Here is an 18,724-nt window from a genome sequence, read left to right on the forward strand (position 1 = left end):
CGACAGCTAGAGAACAAGAAGTTGTCGCTAAAACAGTCAACCAGCGGTCATGGACGACTGACTGCCCCAATCATTGGATAAGGGTCTCAATCAGTAACTCCCTGACTTGTTTGATGAGATGACTACCGGTCTGAGCTAGTTCTATAATGACCTCTGTCCGATCAGGGTCAACTGGTAGCATGTATCGCGCAAAGACCGTCCCATCCTCTCGCAAAGCAAAGTAAAAGTATATCCCAAAGGTCACATTGATGTGGTTAAGCATGTCCAAAAACACACTCCTCTGAGCCTGATCAGGACAGGTCAAGAGGTTGTCAAAGACCAACTGGATCACCTCTCTGGTGTCAGAAACCGGCACCTGCACTGCAAAATCAACTAGAACACCATCATCAAGCGCTAGCCTGCTTTTGTAGGTGAGCTGTTGTTCAGCAGAGGTCACCTTCATCTGAAACCCTCGTTGGTGAAGAACTTCCTGAAAGGACTGGTTTAGTTTATCCATACTGCTCCTTTCTCACTTAAAAGAAAAGACAGGAATCTCGTCACTTGAGACAAAACCTGACGGACTACTCTGGGCTGCCACCAGCCTGTCGCCAGTGCCAGCATGACCAGAATAATCAGTTAGAGGTGCTTTTGCTTTAGGTGGTTGTTCCGGCGCAATATACTGAGCATAATCTGGACTAGTCGCGCTCAGTTTAGACACATCAAGACCGACCTTGACCTCTTCTTTTTTCTGAATCGCTTTAGGTAAAAAGATGACCTGTTTAGAGCTGGTCGTCTTTTCAGCCACCTGCTCAAGCCCTGTCGTCATGTTTTGCTGGAGACGATCAAACCGCTCAGCCCCCTGATCGACTGTTCCTACCATCTCCTTGTAACGATCGATGGTGGTTTCGAGTTCTTGTTTAAGGGCTTGTTTTTGAGAGACGATGTTGGCATGCATGTGTTTTAGAACCGACATGTTTTCCTCAAACTGGACGAACTGTTTATTGATGTCACGCTCAGCTTCAAACAACATCTCGGTCGCTTGTTCTTTTGCCTCACGTACCAAGCGTTTAGATAAATGTTTCGCATCGATAATGGCATCTCTGATTAGTTCTTCTTCGGCCTTGGCTTTTCTCAACTCATCAGTAAGATGCTTTATTTGACGGAGGTACTCATCGTTTTGTTGCTTTCGCTGTCGCAACTCTGCCTTTAAAAACTTCACTGCTTTGTCAACATCTCGAACCTTGTACCCAAACAGTGAACGTCTAAATTTTGTCATAGACCCTTTCTCCTTATCTAATAAAAGCGTCTTTTATGATGCTCATCTCAGCATAAGATGGGGCAATCAGGTGCAAAGACTATTTTTATTTATAGTATTCAAATCTACTGTATCACAATTTATAAGAACTGTCCACAAAAAAAACTGAAAATCAGGACAAACGCATGAAGAACAGTGATGTCTGTTTTGAACAGTTTAGTTTTTTTATGGAAAAAATAAGTTTGTCGCATGTTTGGACAGTCTGCCACACAAAGATAGGTTCAAGTGATAGGATACAGTGACCAGTATCCAACATGTCGGATGACCTATCACTCAACGCATGGAGTGGGGCAAACAGCTGGACAAGGAAAATTTTGAGAGACGTTCAAAAGCATCCAGTAATATCCAGCGTGCGGTGTACATCCATGTGGTAGATGACCACCCTATCATCACGCACGTTTCATTTGGAAATTTTGGAAACATTATTTTCCACATTTGATTCATTCAGAGCTGTTCTGCTGATGACACCAGCGTATTGGGGAGTGGAGTTGCCTTGCGACTCACGATTTCCCACCTTCAAGGGTCAGGTTCCTTGAAGCACTCCACAACGGCATCTAGCGTCGTCACCAATCACGACCACCCGTCAAACGGGTGGTTTGAACAAGGGCTATAGGCTCACGAGACCAGCCAGCACCTAAAGACGCTGGCTTTCACGTTGTTCAAGCCTCACTGCTCTTAACTCGTCACAAGAGCCTGAGGTAAAAGTTCCCCTCTACACCAAAAAGAGGTTGGGACAAAAGTCCTAACTTCTCAAGTGATTTTTAATTTTCAAGCAAAGCGCAGTGGTTGAGCGGACTATAATTCGATAATCTGATCAGCTTTTACAGCCCTACTCAACTGTGCGGAGGTGGGCTACCGACTCATCGCCCCCTTCGGGTTACCGATTTTTGTCCCAGTCTCAACTTCTAAGCATCTGCTGGTCCAAAGACCACCTGACCGTCCTCAAACCGCTCAATCCGAGCCAGAGACGTCACTTGAACACCTAAATCTTCCAGCACTTGGCGGCCTGTTTGAAAGGATTTCTCGATAACGATGCCGACACCAGCTATGCTGGCTTGAGCCTGACTGATAATGTCGATAAGCCCCTTGGCAGCTTGGCCATTTGCCAAAAAATCATCGATAATCAAGACCTTGTCCTCGGCGGATAGGAGTCGACCTGCAATCGAGACAGTGCTGGTCACCTGCTTGGTGAAGGAATAAACGTCAGCCGTTAAGATGCCCTCAGTCATGGTGATGTTCTTATGCTTTTTAGCAAAAATCATGGGAACTCCAAGCGCCTCAGCAGTGTAGAGGGCAGGGCAAATACCTGAGGCTTCGATGGTCACCACCTTTGTAATCCCACACTCAGCATAGGCAGTCGCAAAGACCTGACCGATGGCCTTCATCAGCTGGTAGTCCACTTGGTGGGTTAAAAAACGATCAACTTTTAAAATGTTTTCGCCTAAAACACGACCATCCGCTAAAATACGTTCTTCTAATAATCTCATCATCCCCTCCTCTGCTCTTAGCCTTTTAGAGTTTACCCAATCTCTGCAATCACTTCAATCTCAATCTTGACATCACGCGGTAAACGAGCGACCTCAAAGGCAGAGCGAGCTGGTACTTCTGCTGCAAAAGCCGTCTCATAAACACTGTTAAACACCGAAAAATCAGCCATATCTGCCAAGAAACAAGTGGTCTTAACAACCTTGTTAAAGCTTGTCCCCGCCTCAGTCAAAATGGCTTCCAGGTTCTTTAGAACCTGCTGGGTCTGCTCTTCGATGGTTGTGCCGACAACCTCTCCTGTCTCTGCTGACAAGGGAAGCTGACCGCTGGTAAAGAGCAGGTTGCCGACAACCTTAGCCTGGGCATAAGGACCGATAGCTGCTGGTGCATGGGGGGTGTTAATCGTTCTCATCGTTATCTCACTTTCCTGTTTTCTGTCTTCATTCTACAAAAAATAGCCGAAAATTGCAACCGTTAACGCCTTATGTTATAATGAATTATTAACAAAAATAAGGAGACTAAGATGATTACAAAAGAATTTTGCGCCGAAAACCTAACTGACCTCCACCGCCTGGTTGGGACGGACATCACCCGTGTTGAGCTCTGTGATAACCTAGCTGTTGGGGGAACAACTCCCAGCTACGGTGTCATCAAGGAAGCTGCTCGTTTCCTCCACGACAACCAGATCAGTGTCGCAACCATGATTCGCCCTCGCGGCGGTGACTTTGTCTATAACGACATCGAGCTCCGTATCATGGAGGAGGACATCCTCCGCGCGGTTGAGCTGGAAAGCGACGCTCTAGTCTTTGGCTGTCTGACGCCGGATAACCGCATCGACATAGAGGCTATCGAGCAACTCTTGCCCGCTTGCCAAGGGGTAGACATGGTCTTTCATATGGCTTTTGATTTGGTACCAATAGCAGAGCAGACAACAGCCCTCGACCAGCTGATTGAGCTCGGTTTCAAGCGCCTTCTCCTTCATGGTTCAGAAAAACGTCATAACATTTTTGACAACATCGACCATATCAAGACCCTAATTAGCCACGCTGACGGTCGCATCGAGATTCTCCTCGGTGGCGGTGTCAACAAGACCAACTATGCTGATTTGCTCGCACAGACAGGAACCAACCAAGTCCACGGCACTGGTTTGTTGTAATGAACGAAAGAGAGAAGTTATCATAACTTCTCTCTTTTTACTCTGCTAAAATCGTTGCGATTTTTGTGTTAATCAAGTCGATTGCCACCAGGTTGCTCACGCCTTCTGGGATGACGATGTCGGCGTAGCGCTTGGTCGGCTCGATAAACTGATGATACATGGGCTTAACCACTGTCGTGTACTGCTCGATGATACTGTCAAGGCTGCGCCCACGCTCCTCCATATCGCGCTTAATCCGACGGATAATCCGAATGTCGTCATCTGTGTCCACAAACAGTTTAATGTCCATGACATCGCGCAGTCGCTTGTCTTCTAACACCAAGATCCCTTCAACAATAAAAACATCTTGTGGCTCTTGACGATAGGATTTATCGCTCCTTGTGTGCATGGTGTAGTCGTAAATCGGGATGTCGACCGGACGACCAGCGATTAACTCTTTTAAGTGCTCAATCATCAAGTCCGTATCAAAGGCTAAGGGGTGGTCATAGTTGGTTTTCACCCGCTCTTCAAAGGTTAAGTGGGCTTGGTCTTTATAGTAGGAATCATGTTCAATCATAGCGATTTTGGCATCCGGAAAATTAGCTAAAATCGCACGAGAAACGCTTGTTTTTCCACCACCAGATCCACCTGTCACACCGATAATAATAGGTTTTTGTCGCATCTTGTCTCCTTCGTTCTTCTAGTCGTCTCATCCTATTTTACCTTATTTTAAAAAAAGTCGCTAGCCCCTAGCTAGGTTTTTTATGGTATAATGAGGGCAACTGACAAAAGAAAGTAGAGCATCATGTTATCGAATTTCCCAAAGGTTTGGCAAGACCAGTTGACTGAACTTCAGTTTCACCAACTGACTCCCATCCAAGAAGCTGTCTTTACCCCCATTAAAGACGGTCAACGTTTACTAGCCGTGAGTCCGACAGGAACAGGCAAGACCCTAGCCTATCTCTTGCCAAGTTTACTGAGACTAAGCCCTAAAAAAAGTCAGCAGTTGCTGATTTTGGCCCCCAACTCTGAACTAGCTGGGCAGATTTTTGAAGTCACCAAAACCTGGGCAGAACCATTAGGATTGACCGCTCAGCTATTTTTATCTGGTTCCAGCCAAAAACGACAAATTGAGCGATTAAAAAAAGGACCGGAGATTCTCATCGGTACGGCAGGTCGAATCTTTGAGTTGATTAAGCTGAAAAAGATAAAAATGATGTCAATCAACACCATTATCCTAGATGAGTTTGATGACCTCTTGCAAGACAGCCAGTATCAGTTTGTCAAAAAAATCATCACCTATGCCCCTCGTGACCATCAGATGATTTATGTCTCTGCCACGCAAGCTATCGAAAAAACGTCATTGGCAAAAGGCACCGTGATTATTGATTTATCTCATCAGCAGCTGGACACCATCAGCCACCACTACATGATGGTTGATAAGCGCGACCGGCTTGATATTTTGCGCAAATTTGCTAATATTCCAGACTGCCGTGGTTTGGTGTTCTTTAACAGCTTATCCGATTTAGGGGCTTGCGAGGAGCGACTAACCTATCTCGGTAGCTCTGCTGTTTCCCTTGCCAGTGACGTTAATGTCAAGTTCAGAAAGGTCATCTTAGACAAGTTTAAACAGCATGACATCGCTCTCCTGTTGGCGACTGACTTGGTTGCCAGAGGAATTGATATTGAAGGGCTTGAGCTGGTCATCAACTACGAGGTGCCTCGGGATAAGGAGGCCTATACTCACCGTGCTGGGCGTACCGGTCGCATGGGTAAGGAAGGTCTAGTCATCACCCTGATTAGCCATCAAGAAGAACTGAAGCAACTGAAAAAATTTGCCTCAGTTAGCGAGCTTATCCTCAAAGACCAAAAATTGTATAAGGCTTAAAAAAGACAGGCTGCCTTGATGGCTTTACAATCAGGCTAGTCTGCTTTTTTTTTATCGTTTATTGCCTGCTTTGTAAGGTCTGATAATCAAGTAAGTCATTCCCCTTGAGATAAGATGGGTCAATGACATCGTGAAATGTCGACAAGGGAAGGCTAACACCGATATCAAATACCATATAGCCGTTTCTGATGGTATAGCCATCTGTTTGAACCCCGCTTTTCTCATACTTTTCCAGAGGAGACCAGTCAAACTGCTTGGTTAATAACTCGTCTTTTCTGGGATGGTTTTCTAATGCTTTAGCTACAGCGTCAGTCACATAAGTCTGATAGCCATTGAATAAATCAGTCAAGGTAAAAAGACCCTGATTTTTTTCAATATGGTGCTGTTTGCTAATCGGACGACTGGCGATAAGACGTGGCGTTGAACCACCGATGTCATAAACACTCTCATTGAAAACGAGATAGCGGATACCAGCCAGCTCGGTCTCCTGATAGTCCCCACGAATTACCTTAATCTGATTCGACGGCAGCTCCTCTTGTGTAGAGATTGCACTCAGTATCACCTGTAAGTTATTTGTTGGTGAATGCTCTCCAAACGGACTAATTAGATAAAACTGATGACCATTGCGCTCTACCCAATCGGCATAGGCTACGGGATAAAACTGTTCCGCACGGTCTCGCTCCAAGCGCAAAGCTATGTCAGTAGCCTTTGGTAAACTAAACCACCACAAGATACCTACGATAAGAGCAAGTCCGATTGCCCATACATATTTTTTCATGCGACACCTCCTAATATCGTTTTCTTTTATTATACCATTATCTTGAAAAAGAATAAAAAGAAAAGAGATTTGAATAAGTCTGTCCAAATCTCTTCGTTTAACACAGTGATTAAAATATCAGTCTCTATCTTTTCAATCGTTTAGGTTATAGGCTTAGCGTGATTGACCGGTAAAACGCCACTTGAAGCGCCATGTCATATAGGTCGGATAGAGCAGATGAAGCACTCCAAAGCCAAGCACAAAACCGGCTAGCACATCACTAGGGTAGTGCACACCTAGGTAAATTCTTGATAGACCAACAAGAACAATCAAGAACATCAGACCTGTTTGCACCAACAGCTTGAACCATCCCTTGGGCATACGTTGCGAGATGATAACAAGCAGACTGCCAAAGATCAGCATTGCCCCTGTTGCATGACCACTCGGAAAGGAATAGCCACTTGCCTCTACCAAATGCGACAAGCTAGGACGTGGACGTGCATAGATAAGTTTCAATGTCGGAATTAAAATGCCTGCCGACAGACCGCTAGCCCAGACCCAAATCGCCTCAGCGCGCCAGTTCTTCCAAAAATAAAGTATGGCTGTCAGCACGCTAACCAAAATAACCTGAGTTAGGGTATTACCAAGAACGGTCACATGAGAGAAAAAGCTGGTTAAAATCTGAGGCAGATTGCCACGCACAGCACCTTGTATCGCACTATCCGCCTCAACCAGCTGATTGGGGTAGAATTTAACCACATAGCCCAGAAATACCACAATTAACAGGGCAAACGAGGCTTTCGCATAATACGTCGTTTTATTGAGCATCATCCATTATCCTTCTAAATAAGCGTTTGTGGGGCAGTAATATGATGACCGTCGCTAAGGTGAACAAGGCACCTTGAACCAGATTAAAGGGCAAGACCATTCCAACTAAATAAGTGCTTGTTCCGATATGCTTGGCGATATCAAAATTTGCAAAGGTTGCATAAAGAGGCATGGCGTACACATAGTTTAAAAAGAGCATAGCAACTGTCAGACTAAGCGTCCCAATACCCCCTGCTAATAGCAGGGATTTGGTCGACTGACGACGATGGGTGAAGACGGCAAAGCAAGTCACAAATAGCCCAAGAGCGACGATGTTCATCGGTAGACCGATAACATCATTAACACCATGATTATTGAGTAAGAGCTTTAGCACGGTGCGCAGAATCAGTATCTGGTAAGCCGCTTTCACATCCATTAGAAATAAGCCTAGCAAGACCGGTAACACGCTCAGTTCAACTTTCAAAAAATCCGCCCCTGGGATAATCGGAAAGCTGAAAAACATGAGTACAAAAGACAGTGCCCCTAAAATCGCAATGAACGTCAGACGTCGTGTGTTTAACATATAAAAAATTCCTCCAATTTTTGACAATTGAAAGAAGTCACAAAGAGGTCGGTGTCGATACAGAACAACATCTGCTCTCCTAATTGATGTATCAAATATCAAAAAAATTGACATAGACCCACCAAAAAGATAAAGCTTATACAGCCCTGCTTCAAACAAAACTCCTTGTCTTCTCCCATCCAGACTATACTGTCGGTTGTGGAATCACACCACATCAGCTTGCGCTCACGGACTTCTGATGATTGACTGTTCCCTAAACGTTTAATACCTCTGTGTACACCAATCGCACAACCAGAAAGGTAAAATACGGTTTAGAAGGCAGTCTACTCACCAGTCACCGCCGGTCGGGAATTACACCCTGCCCTGAAGACTATTTAAGCATAACAGAAAAAAGAGAACTTGGCAAGCATTTAGAACTAATTAGCAGTTTAATCCTATCTTCTCCGCATGACAGCTCTGGTGCTTTATGGTACAATAAAACACATGAACATGAAAACTGTATTTGCAAAGACTGCTGGACAAGCAGCTCACTTTATGCTGAGTAAGCTAGGTCGTGGCTCTACCCTGCCTGGTAAAATTGCTCTACAATTAGACCCAACCATTCTTAAACATCTCGCCAAAGACTATGAGATTATCGTCATTACAGGCACCAACGGCAAAACCCTGACCACTGCCCTGACGGTTGGTATCCTTAGGGAAGCATTTGGACAAGTGGTGACCAATCCAAGCGGTGCCAATATGATTACCGGCATCACGTCAACTTTTTTAACGGCTAGACCGAATGCTTCTGGTCGAAAAATTGCGGTACTGGAAATTGACGAAGCAAGTTTATCAAAAATCACCGACCACATCACCCCAAGCCTGATTGTCATGACCAATATCTTTCGTGATCAGATGGATCGGTATGGCGAGATTTACACCACTTATCAGATGATTTTGGATGGCATCGCTAAAGCTCCTCAAGTAACAGTTCTGGCTAATGGTGATAGTCCGCTCTTCAACTCTCATCCTATCAACAATTCTATCAAATACTATGGTTTTGACACGACAAAAACAGAGCCAAAGCGGGCACATTTTAACACGGAAGGCATTCTCTGTCCGCACTGTGACAGCATCATCAACTATCGTCTCAACACCTACGCTAACTTGGGCGACTATACCTGTCCTAACTGCGATTTTGAGCGACCAGCACTGGATTATACCCTGACCGAGCTAACCAATCTGACTCATGTCTCCTCTAGCTTTGTCATCGATGGGCAAAACTACACCATCAATGTCGGCGGGCTCTACAACATCTACAACGCCCTAGCGGCCGTCGCCATAGCAGAGCATCTGGGCATATCCCCTGAGGTTATCAAGACTGGCTTTGATAAATCACGAGCTGTTTTCGGTCGCCAAGAAACCTTTAAAATAGGTGATAAAGACTGTACCCTTGTTTTGATTAAAAACCCTGTTGGGGCTAGTCAGGCGCTGGAGATGATTAAGCTGGCTCCTTATGCATTTAGCTTGTCTGTCCTGCTCAATGCCAACTACGCCGACGGGATTGATACCAGCTGGATCTGGGATGCGGATTTTGAACAGATTAACCAGATGGCTATCACTGAAATCAATGCTGGTGGCGTTCGGTACCCAGAAATCGCTAGACGTTTGCGGGTGACTGGCTACCCAGCCGAAAAAATCACCGCTAGAAAAACGCTGGAAGACCTGCTCAGCGCCATTGAAAGGCAGGATAGTCAGCACGCCTATATTCTTGCGACCTATACCGCCATGCTGGAGCTGCGCGAGCTATTAGCCCAAAAACAAGCGGTCAGAAAGGAGAAAGACTAATGGTTTACACCTCAACAAGCTCTCCCGACACTCGTGACTACACCTACGAGCTCAACATCGCCCACCTCTACGGGGATCTGATGAATACCTACGGGGACTATGGCAATATCCTCATGCTCAAATACATCGGTGAAAAGCTGGGGGCTAAGGTGACGGCGGACATCGTGTCGCTGGGAGATTCTTTTGACAAGGACCACTATGACATCGCCCTCTTCGGTGGTGGTCAAGACTACGAACAGTCCATCGTATCTAAGGATTTACCTCTGAAAAAAGAAGCGCTTGACGCCTTTATCCAAGAAAACAAGGTGGTCGTGGCTATCTGCGGTGGTTTCCAGCTTCTAGGGCAATACTATATACAAGCTAATGGTGTCAAGATTGACGGCGTTGGGGTCATGGGGCACTACACCCTCAACCAGACCGACAACCGCTACATCGGCGATATTAAGATTTATAACGAAGATTTTGATGAGATTTACTATGGCTTTGAAAATCATCAGGGGCGAACCTTTTTAGCCGATGATCAAAAACCACTGGGCAAGGTCCTCTACGGTATCGGAAACAATGATGAACATGATGGGGAAGGTGTTCAGTACAAGAATGTCTACGGCTCCTACTTCCACGGTCCCATCCTCTCTCGCAACACCAACCTGGCCTATCGTCTTGTCGTCACTGCTCTTAAAAACCGTTACGGTCAAGATATTCAACTAGCCAGTTATGAGGATATTCTCAGTCTCGAACGACCAGAAGAATACGAAGACATGAAACGTAAGGTTGATAAAAACTAGCAAAAACGCCTAACATCATTGGTTGTAATAACCTGATGTTAGGCGTTTTTATGAGCCAAGCAACCTAATGAAACCATAAAAAAACTGGGTAACCCCAGTCTATCATGGAACCTAGGGGGATCGAACCCCTGACCTTTTGGCTGCCAGCCAAACGCTCTCCCAGCTGAGCTAAGGCCCCATCGAATAAATGTTTTCACATATCTAACACATTTATTCTATCAAATATAATGGTAACTGTCAATAGTTTCAGTCATTTTTTAGTTAATTGCCATCATCAAGTCTGTTCTAATCAAACAACTGATAATAATCTGCCATTGTCATAAGGTTCTTTTCTTCTGCACGCAAGTCTTTGATAATTTTCCCATCCTTCATGACCAAAAGACGATTACCGTAGGTCAAGGCATCAGCCATCTGATGGGTAATCATGAGTGCGGTCAAGTTGCCCTCATCGATAAAGCGTTGCGTCAATCTCATCAAGGACTGACTAGTTTTTGGATCAAGGGCTGCCGTATGTTCATCCAAGAGCAAGAGGTCGGGTCTTTTGAGGGTCGCCATCAAAAGGCTGAGTGCCTGTCGTTGACCACCTGATAGGAGCCCTGTTGCCGTGTCCAGATGGTTCTCCAAGCCATTGCCAACCTGAGCGAGTAGCGATTGGAAATTTTCGCGTTGCTGGTCAAGTTGCCTCGGGACAAGCTGCCTTTTCTCACCACGATTTAGGGCAATCAGCAAATTCTCAGCAACTGTCATCCGAGGGGCAGTCCCTAGCTTTGGATCTTGAAAGACCCGAGACAAGTAACGCGCCCGCTCATGAGCAGGAAGTCGCGTCACGTCTTCTCCTCTGACCAACATCTGACCGCTGGTCAAGGGCAAGGTCCCAGACAACACGTTAAACAAGGTCGACTTTCCAGCGCCATTGCCTCCCAAAATGGTGATAAAATCCTGCTCGTCAATATCCAAATCGACCTGATTGAGAATAATTTTTTTCTGGTCAAGTCCATTATCCACAGCCACGGTGGCTTGTTTCAGGGATACAATTGTTGTCATTTGACACGTCCTCCTTTCAGCACCAGATTGCGCCATTCAGGTATCATCAGGCTGATAGCCAGAACCAGCGCCGAGAAGAATTTCAGGTAACTGGTATTAAAGCCAAGGGTAATAATTAGGGCAATCAACAACTGATAAAAGATTGACCCTACAACAATCGTTAAAAGTCGCTCAAGCAGGGTCAGATGACCAGCCAAGAGCACTTCACCGATAATAATGGAAGCTAGCCCAATAACAATAACACCAGTTCCCTTACCCACGTCAGCATAGCCATCCTGTTGACTAATTAGCGCTCCAGCCAACGCAATCACGCCATTTGATAGCACCAAGCCTAGTACTTCCATACGGTCAGTGTTTATCCCAAAACTCCGCGCCATCTCTTTATTATCTCCCGTCGCCACATAGGCTTGGCCCAGCTGAGTATGGAGGAAAAAGATGAGAGCAGCAATAACCAAGCTCACGACGATAAGCCCCATGATGAGGAGGTTGATGCTTTGGGAAAATGGCAGAGCTGACTGAAGCGTGTCCACGTCTAACAAACCCAGATTAGCCCTACCCATGATAAAGAGCATCACGGAATGAATAGCTGTCATGGTTAAAATCCCAGCCAAGATGGTGGGGATTTTGCCTTTGGTATAGAGCAACCCCGTCACCAGACCAGCTAAGCAGCCCGCTAGCACTGCCACAAACGTGGCTAATAATGGGTGAACACCTTGCACCAAGAGCGTTACAGCAACTGCACCTCCCAGCGGAAAGGAGCCCTCCGTCGTCATATCAGGAAAGTTCAAAATACGGTAGGTCATAAAAATACCCAAGCCTAGAACAGCCCATAAAAGCCCTTGAGAAACTGCTGAAATAATCATCATTTACCTTTCTTGTTTAACGAATAAATTCTGCCATCAGTGTATCACAATCTGACCAGAAAAGCAAAATCACAATAATAACTGATTAGACGATACCTCAAAAACCGTATAAGACCACTGGTAAATCAATTAGAGACTCCGAAACAAACTCACAAAACCTCTGATTAAAACGCTCTAACTAGCCCATTAAAAAATATCTTATGTAGCTGATACGTTGATAACACGTTAACAGATATTATATCAGCCAAAGACTGTGATTATAGTAGCTAAATTAACCACAGACTCCTCAAAACTTTGAGTATAGCAAAAGAGAAGACGGTATTTCGTCTCCTCTCATACTCAGCTAAAGTCATCTCTTTAGCAATTCTTTACTCCTCTCGCTTTTGACGAGAAACTCCAACCAAGCCAAGTGTTATTAAAGTAACACCAGCAATTAGCTGAGAAATTGCAGAGTCATTGTCTCCCGTGCTTGGCAACGTCAATGCTACACCAGTGCTATCGGCAACAGTTATTGCTGTTGGACGATCTAAAGCTGGCACAATAATCTGTTCTGTTGGTTCTTGGATGCTACGAGCTTCATCATCTTCTTGATTATTTAATACTATTTGAGAATGATAAATGACAGCATATTGACTAAAGCTTTTCGCTATAATCTCCACAAATCGACCTGACTCAACAAGTGTAAAATCAAGGGCTCTTACAGGAGATGTTTCCGGTAGATAAAGAACTTGTTTAACCATTTTATCAGGGTCTACCGGCAAGAGAACTCTAACAGAATAGGCCATTTTGACAACTTTCCCCTCTCTATTCACTAGATCGATATCGTACAAATCATAATCCTGTTCTACTAGACTCTCTGGTGTTTCCTGAGGAGATAGAATCTTGGGAACAACACGTAGGGAAACAATATCAGAAGATTCACGTCTGTCAAGGATAACAGTAACACCTGTTCGTGTATCGACAAGTCGACGTTCAAATGGCTCTGCTAGAGGTTTTTGCCCATCTTTATCAATATCCTCAATTCTCAATGCTGGAATGGTCGTCGTGGCCGTATCCTCAATTCTCAGTGCTGGAATCGTCGTCGTCGCGGTATCCTCAATTCTCAACGCAGGAATGGTCGTCGTGGCCGTGTCCTCAATTTTCATCGCTGGGATCGTCGTCGTGGCCGTGTCCTCGATTCTCATTGCTGGGATTGTGGTTTTTGCCGTATCCTCAATTTTCATTGCTGGGATTGTGGTTGTTGCCGTATCCTCAATTTTCATTGCTGGGATTGTGGTTGTTGCCGTATCTTCAATCTTCAACGCTAGGATTGTGGTTGTTGCCGTATCCTCAATCTTCATGGCTGGAATTGTGGTCATTGCCGTATCCTCAATCTTCATGGCTGGGATTGTGGTTGTTGCCGTATCTTCAATCTTCATTGCTGGGATTGTGGTTTTTGCCGTATCCTCAATTTTCATTGCTGGAATCGTCGTCGTCGCGGTATTCTCAATTCTCAGTGCTGGAATCGTCGTCGTCGCGGTATTCTCAATTCTCAGCGCTGGAATCGTCGTCGTCGCGGTATCCTCAATCATCAACGCGGGAATTGTCGTCGTCGCGGTATCCTCAATCATCAACGCGGGAATTGTCGTCGTTGCGGTATCCTCAATTCTCAGTGCTGGAATCGTCGTCGTCGCGGTATCCTCAATTCTCAGTGCTGGAATTGTCGTCGTAGCGATATCTTGAATAATCAAGGCTGGAACTGTCGTCATAGCGGTATCCTCAATTCTCAGTGCTGGAATCGTCGTCGTCGCGGTATTCTCAATTCTCAGCGCTGGAATCGTCGTCGTCGCGACATCTTCAATCTTCAACGCGGGAATCGTCGTCGTCGCGGTATCCTCAATTCTCAGTGCTGGAATGGTAGTCGTCGCGGTATCCTCAATTCTCAGTGCTGGAATGGTAGTCGTCGCGGTATCCTCAATTCTCAACGCCGGAATTGTCGTCGTGGCGATATCTTGAATAATCAAGGCTGGGATTGTGGTCTTAGCTGTATTCTCAATCTTCATCGCTGGGATTGTCGTCGTGGCGATATCTTGAATAATCAAGGCTGGGATAGGTTTTTCCTCATAAACGACTCTAAAGACTTTCTCCTCTTCACCGAAGACACCCGCCGGATCAGCCAACGCCTCTGTCAAATTAGCTTTGCCATTAACTGTATAAGTGTAACCTTCTCGCTTCAAGGCATCATCAGTCACTGCAAATGCAATCGCATCGCCCTCTAAGCCTTTTACCATATACTCACTATTAGCTGCAGCTTCATTTAGAGGCAATTTTTCCTCAGGGTCATTTTCAGAAATAATTCTAGCTACGCTTTCCTTAGCATAGGTCACTGTGACCGTTGCCGTCGCTTGACCAAGTTGAACAGACCCAATATTCACTTTTTCTTTATCACCTGCTTCAGTTGGACTAACAGATTGAACATGGTGATTTTCTACCTTCGGATGATGAATTTCCGCTACGTTATCCCACGCTTGAGAGAGCCATTTTTGTTTATCAGTTGTGTAGACAGGTTGGTCTTTAAAGCCTTTTGGTGCTTGTTCCACAAAAGCAACAGGTGTCATCAGTTTCCATTTGATTTGGTCGGTATCAACCGGCTTGCCATCGTCACCGATTTGAACCTGATTTAATTCAGTATTTGCCTTAATGGCACGTCCTGAAGCATCTGTTGCTACATAGATACGTTTGACAGTTGGCGTTTCTCGGGAAACCTTGTTGACAATGTTTTCCTTATGTCCCAAATCAGTTGTGGTCACTGGAATCTGAGATTTTTCAAAGCCAAATTTCAACTCCGGTGCTGTTTCCTCAACGGTCAAATAAGTTACTGCCTGCCTCTTTTCAGACGCTACAGTTTCACCTTTTCGATTAACATAAGTAATCACGCGCTCAGCATCTTTCAACTCCACAGCTTTTGCAGGTGCTGGGATAAAGAGTACCGTTGCAGACAGCGGATCTACCGTCAATTTTTTCTCACCAACCGTTTGACCAATTTTGTCATAAAGTTTCTTAGCATTTGTCGTAACGATAAAGGCTTTACTGAAATCGTTGGTTGAATTGATGACACCGCGGTTGCCTTCAAGGTTCTTGTGATTCTCCATATCCTGTTTACCGCCATAGTACCATTCATCACCACCGAGAGTTAGTGAAGACTCGCCATCACCCTTATTATTATTAAAGATAACAAGGTACTTGCCATTAACAGTCTCACCTTTACCATCAGGACGAAGCTCATAAGTGATAACACCTGACTGATCTTGGGCATTAGTGACAACCATTTTTTCGTCAATATCCTTATATTCAGATAACTGGAACAATGGCTCTGCTAAACGTAGCTGGGTAATAGCCTTAGAAAAGTTTACTGCATCTGAGTGTTTTGTCACTAAAGTCCAGTCAATCTTGTTGTACTCATCACCAGAGTTATAAGTGTTTACGGAGTTCATTTTTGTTCGTAAGAACTCTTGACCGTGTTGTGAAAAATGAATCCCTTGTGCCAAAGCACTCATAGCTGTCGCTAACTCTACACGATTTAAATGGCGCTGTGGGTCACGCGTGTCAATAACGTTATAACGTTTCAAAATGTCACTCAAAGTCATCCCGTCATGGCACTCAACATAATTAAGTTGCTGAGAGGCATTGGCATATTTTCCACGGTCTCCACCCAGTAGGCTATTCGCCAGACTGGTCGTTTTGTCTATATTTGGATTATTGACCCTTTTTCTCTCTCCGTCATCTACCGCCTGGTTCACAAATCCGGGCGCATCCAGATGACTATCGTGAGCATGCCCAACAATGGCGTTTCGGCTGGTTGCATCAAAGAAGCCGTATGTCGGGATTTTCTTACCATGGGCATCACTACCTGCCTGACCCTCAGGCAAGTATTTACCCATACTGTCCCAACCTTCTCCGTAAGTGACAATATTCTCACCAACCTTATTCAAAGCGTCACGGACATCGTTCAGGGTCTTGACATCAAGGTCACTCATGGCATCAAATCGGAAGCCATCCATGCCATACTCAGCTGCCCAGAAAGCTGTTGAATTGACAATGTAACGTCTCATCATCTCAGAGTTAGAACGCACCGCATTGCCTACAAAAATATCGTTGTTCATCACGTTGGCAGGCTGGTTGATGGCGTAGAAATAGCCAGGAACAGTTTGTTCAAAGACATTTTTTTGCCCATGGTAGAGGTGATTGTAAACCACGTCCAATATGACGTTAAGACCGACATCGTGGAGTTTTTGCATCATCTGCTTGAGTTCTTTGATGCGATTTTCAGGGTCTTTTGGATCAGTGGCGTAAGAACCTTCTGGCACGTTATAGTTCTTTGGATCATAGCCCCAGTTTTGTTGGTTGTTGTGAACACCATCAGGTTCTTTTTCAGAAATTTTGATATTTTCAGGATCCTCTTTATCCAACTCTGGAACCGTCTCAAAATCGTTAAGCGGCATCATTTGCAAGTAATTGGTACCACGATATTTGAGGTAATCAAGACCAGTCATCGTGCCATCTGGCGTTTTTGTCCCTTCTTGAACAAATCCAAGATAGTTTCCACGATCTTCTTTTTTAACACCTGATGACTCGTCGATTGAAAAATCACGGATATTTACTTCCAAAACACTCACTTCTGAATTAGTTTTGGCACGTTTGTTCTTAGTGATTGTTACCTTATCACCGACCTTACTTGGATCAAGAATCACTGACCGTGTACCGCCTTGGATAACAGCTACTGAGTATGGGTCTTGAGTGGTGACAATCTTATGCTCGTGCTTAGAAACTTTAATATTACCATTTTCCCTAATTATCTCATCACCGGCATAAAAAGCAGCTACTTCTTCACGAGTTGCCTCACGGTTTTGACCTAGGACAGTCTGGCTAGCATCTTTATGATGGTAATTGAGAACTTTCTCCGTTGCAGAGTTACGGTAGACTTTTAATACTTTCCTCTGACCGTTTAGTTCAACATGCTGTTCTTCCACTTGAATAAAGTGGGCGTTTGGAAGACTGAGAGTGTAGTCATAAGCTAGATTTTTAGCTGTTGTCAGGTTCAGGCTATCCAGAATGTCTTTAGTAATCTTGTAATGCCAAACGCCAACGGTATTTTTAGTATGGTCATCAGGATTGACGTCTTCACCCCGTTTCATCTGAATTTCTTTGTCCGCTTGTGCACCTGGTTCAAGTTTTTTATAAAGATTGAGCTTAACCTCCTTAGCTGTCGGTGCCCAAAGGTTGATTGTAGCAGTCCCATCATCATGTAATGTCGCCCCTAGACGACCTAAACTACCGACAGTTTCAAACTTATCTGGAGCTGTTTCGCTAACGCGTTTGTCCTCATAACCAAACGTTTTATCAAAAGCTTCTGTTTGTAGGTTAGAAATCTGAGAGTAAAAATCATCGCCAACGTAAATAGCTGTCTCCGTGTAGGGATTAACCGTGGCGGTCATATCGCCTGTTTTTTTATTGTTATTCCAGCCCTGACCTTTCTTGATAATGTAGTTAAAGAAAGTTGCATCTTTTTTGGGAGTAACAGTTAGTTTATACTGTTCCCCCTCTTTTGTCATCTGTACCTCTTTGCCCTGTTGATTTTGTTCAAGTCCATCGCCCCAGACATAGGCATAGTAATCCCCCTCATCCTGTGTAGGCTTATAATAAATCGTCACGGGCTTTGCTGTTGTGACATCAACGGAACTTGGGACAGCTGTCACTGGACTAGCACTGCGTAAAAATTCACTGGGAATTTGGCTATCGTCTCCGATAATATGATCAACCTCATCATCTTCTTCTGCCAAATGAGCATCCAAAACCTCACCATGTTTTGATGAATTGGTCTCTGGCTCAATCACAAGATTGCTGACAGTATCCGTCGCAGTGATGTGTTGTGGCAATTGGTCCGTCTGCTGGTTGAGTTCGTCAGGGCCTTGAGCAACCGCTTGCACTCCTGTGCCTAAAAAAATAGCCGTTGAAGCCCCTATCGCAAATAACCAGCGCTTGCCAGATTTCCACATTCTGAATCCTTTAGTTCTTGTCTCTTGTGCCATAAAAGAAACTCCTTTAATTTATAGTTCACTTCTCATTATGCAACCGTTTGCCCGAAAAGTCAAGCATTTTGATAAGATTTTAACAATAAAAATGTTTCCAGTTTTTTTCTGAAATTTTTCTAAAATATCGAAAACAACAAACACTGATTAGCTCGATAGGCTTACGGCTTGCACAACAGCTCGGCTAT

At 44.7% G+C, this 18,724-nt stretch carries 16 protein-coding genes, 1 tRNA gene and 1 riboswitch; of the genes, 5 read left to right on the forward strand and 12 right to left on the reverse strand.

Translation table 11 applies throughout. From position 1 onward, the window contains the following. Window positions 1–70 precede the first annotated feature (70 nt). Entirely contained in the window at window positions 71–496 is a 426-nt protein-coding gene (locus tag ACERC7_RS00555) for a hypothetical protein (protein WP_373665831.1), read from the reverse strand. A 12-nt stretch (window positions 497–508) separates the two neighbouring features. Next, on the reverse strand, window positions 509–1,255 hold the full coding sequence (locus tag ACERC7_RS00560) for a DivIVA domain-containing protein (RefSeq protein WP_373665832.1): 747 nt from the start codon (window positions 1,253–1,255) through the stop codon (window positions 509–511). Window positions 1,256–1,574: 319 nt separating this feature from the next. On the opposite strand from ACERC7_RS00560, the gene ACERC7_RS00565 reads away from it, so the two are divergent. Then, window positions 1,575–1,733: a hypothetical protein gene (locus ACERC7_RS00565; RefSeq protein WP_373665833.1), complete on the forward strand. Its 159-nt coding sequence runs from the start codon at window positions 1,575–1,577 to the stop codon at window positions 1,731–1,733. A gap of 466 nt (window positions 1,734–2,199) precedes the next feature. On the opposite strand, the gene ACERC7_RS00570 is transcribed toward ACERC7_RS00565, so the two are convergent. Both ACERC7_RS00570 and ACERC7_RS00575 read right to left on the reverse strand, forming a co-directional pair. After that, the gene (locus ACERC7_RS00570; protein ID WP_373659074.1) at window positions 2,200–2,781 is read right to left on the reverse strand and encodes a xanthine phosphoribosyltransferase; all 582 of its coding nucleotides are present in this window, start codon (window positions 2,779–2,781) and stop codon (window positions 2,200–2,202) included. A gap of 32 nt (window positions 2,782–2,813) precedes the next feature. Continuing rightward, the gene (locus ACERC7_RS00575; protein WP_373660339.1) at window positions 2,814–3,191 is read right to left on the reverse strand and encodes a RidA family protein; all 378 of its coding nucleotides are present in this window, start codon (window positions 3,189–3,191) and stop codon (window positions 2,814–2,816) included. Window positions 3,192–3,302: 111 nt separating this feature from the next. Here ACERC7_RS00575 and ACERC7_RS00580 point away from each other — a divergent pair, with 111 nt between their 5' ends. Then, window positions 3,303–3,935, forward strand: a complete 633-nt coding sequence (locus tag ACERC7_RS00580; protein ID WP_373659076.1) for a copper homeostasis protein CutC — start codon at window positions 3,303–3,305, stop codon at window positions 3,933–3,935. A gap of 37 nt (window positions 3,936–3,972) precedes the next feature. Here the strand turns inward: ACERC7_RS00580 and udk are convergent, their stop codons facing one another. Further along, window positions 3,973–4,596 (reverse strand): uridine kinase, encoded by a 624-nt coding sequence (udk, locus tag ACERC7_RS00585; RefSeq protein ID WP_373659077.1) that lies wholly within the window; start codon window positions 4,594–4,596, stop codon window positions 3,973–3,975. 123 nt (window positions 4,597–4,719) lie between these two features. Here udk and ACERC7_RS00590 point away from each other — a divergent pair, with 123 nt between their 5' ends. Further along, window positions 4,720–5,802 (forward strand): DEAD/DEAH box helicase, encoded by a 1,083-nt coding sequence (locus ACERC7_RS00590; protein WP_373665834.1) that lies wholly within the window; start codon window positions 4,720–4,722, stop codon window positions 5,800–5,802. A gap of 58 nt (window positions 5,803–5,860) precedes the next feature. Here ACERC7_RS00590 and ACERC7_RS00595 read toward each other — a convergent pair whose 3' ends face one another. The 3 genes from ACERC7_RS00595 to ACERC7_RS00605 all read right to left on the reverse strand — a co-directional run bounded on the left by ACERC7_RS00595 (window position 5,861) and on the right by ACERC7_RS00605 (window position 7,949). Then, window positions 5,861–6,580, reverse strand: a complete 720-nt coding sequence (locus ACERC7_RS00595) for a hypothetical protein (RefSeq protein WP_373665835.1) — start codon at window positions 6,578–6,580, stop codon at window positions 5,861–5,863. A gap of 153 nt (window positions 6,581–6,733) precedes the next feature. Next, window positions 6,734–7,390, reverse strand: coding sequence for a phosphatase PAP2 family protein (locus ACERC7_RS00600; RefSeq protein WP_373665836.1), 657 nt, complete (start codon window positions 7,388–7,390; stop codon window positions 6,734–6,736). Then, window positions 7,377–7,949: an ECF transporter S component gene (locus ACERC7_RS00605; RefSeq protein ID WP_373665837.1), complete on the reverse strand. Its 573-nt coding sequence runs from the start codon at window positions 7,947–7,949 to the stop codon at window positions 7,377–7,379. The genes ACERC7_RS00600 and ACERC7_RS00605 overlap by 14 nt, the downstream gene beginning before the upstream one ends. A gap of 163 nt (window positions 7,950–8,112) precedes the next feature. Continuing rightward, window positions 8,113–8,324, reverse strand: a riboswitch (FMN riboswitch). Window positions 8,325–8,432: 108 nt separating this feature from the next. Between ACERC7_RS00605 and murT the strand changes: the two genes are divergently transcribed. Both murT and gatD read left to right on the forward strand, forming a co-directional pair. Further along, complete coding sequence (murT, locus tag ACERC7_RS00610; protein ID WP_373659084.1) at window positions 8,433–9,776, forward strand: lipid II isoglutaminyl synthase subunit MurT; 1,344 nt, start codon at window positions 8,433–8,435, stop codon at window positions 9,774–9,776. Next, the gene (gene gatD / locus ACERC7_RS00615; RefSeq protein WP_373665838.1) at window positions 9,776–10,561 is read left to right on the forward strand and encodes a lipid II isoglutaminyl synthase subunit GatD; all 786 of its coding nucleotides are present in this window, start codon (window positions 9,776–9,778) and stop codon (window positions 10,559–10,561) included. Before murT ends, gatD begins: the two co-directional genes overlap by 1 nt. Before the next feature lie 105 nt (window positions 10,562–10,666). Here gatD and ACERC7_RS00620 read toward each other — a convergent pair. From ACERC7_RS00620 to ACERC7_RS00635, 4 genes are all read right to left on the reverse strand, one after another. Next, window positions 10,667–10,739 (reverse strand) — tRNA-Ala (locus ACERC7_RS00620). Between the two features lie 107 nt (window positions 10,740–10,846). Beyond that, complete coding sequence (locus tag ACERC7_RS00625) at window positions 10,847–11,605, reverse strand: ABC transporter ATP-binding protein (protein WP_373660334.1); 759 nt, start codon at window positions 11,603–11,605, stop codon at window positions 10,847–10,849. Then, a complete protein-coding gene (locus tag ACERC7_RS00630; protein ID WP_373659097.1) occupies window positions 11,602–12,468 on the reverse strand; it encodes an ABC transporter permease in 867 nt (288 codons plus the stop codon). Before ACERC7_RS00630 ends, ACERC7_RS00625 begins: the two co-directional genes overlap by 4 nt. 368 nt (window positions 12,469–12,836) lie before the next feature. After that, a complete protein-coding gene (locus ACERC7_RS00635; protein ID WP_373665839.1) occupies window positions 12,837–18,536 on the reverse strand; it encodes a KxYKxGKxW signal peptide domain-containing protein in 5,700 nt (1,899 codons plus the stop codon). Between the last annotated feature and the right edge of the window lie 188 nt (window positions 18,537–18,724).

The organism is Streptococcus sp. E17BB, from assembly GCF_041807725.1.
GTDB classification, from domain to species: domain Bacteria; phylum Bacillota; class Bacilli; order Lactobacillales; family Streptococcaceae; genus Streptococcus; species Streptococcus entericus.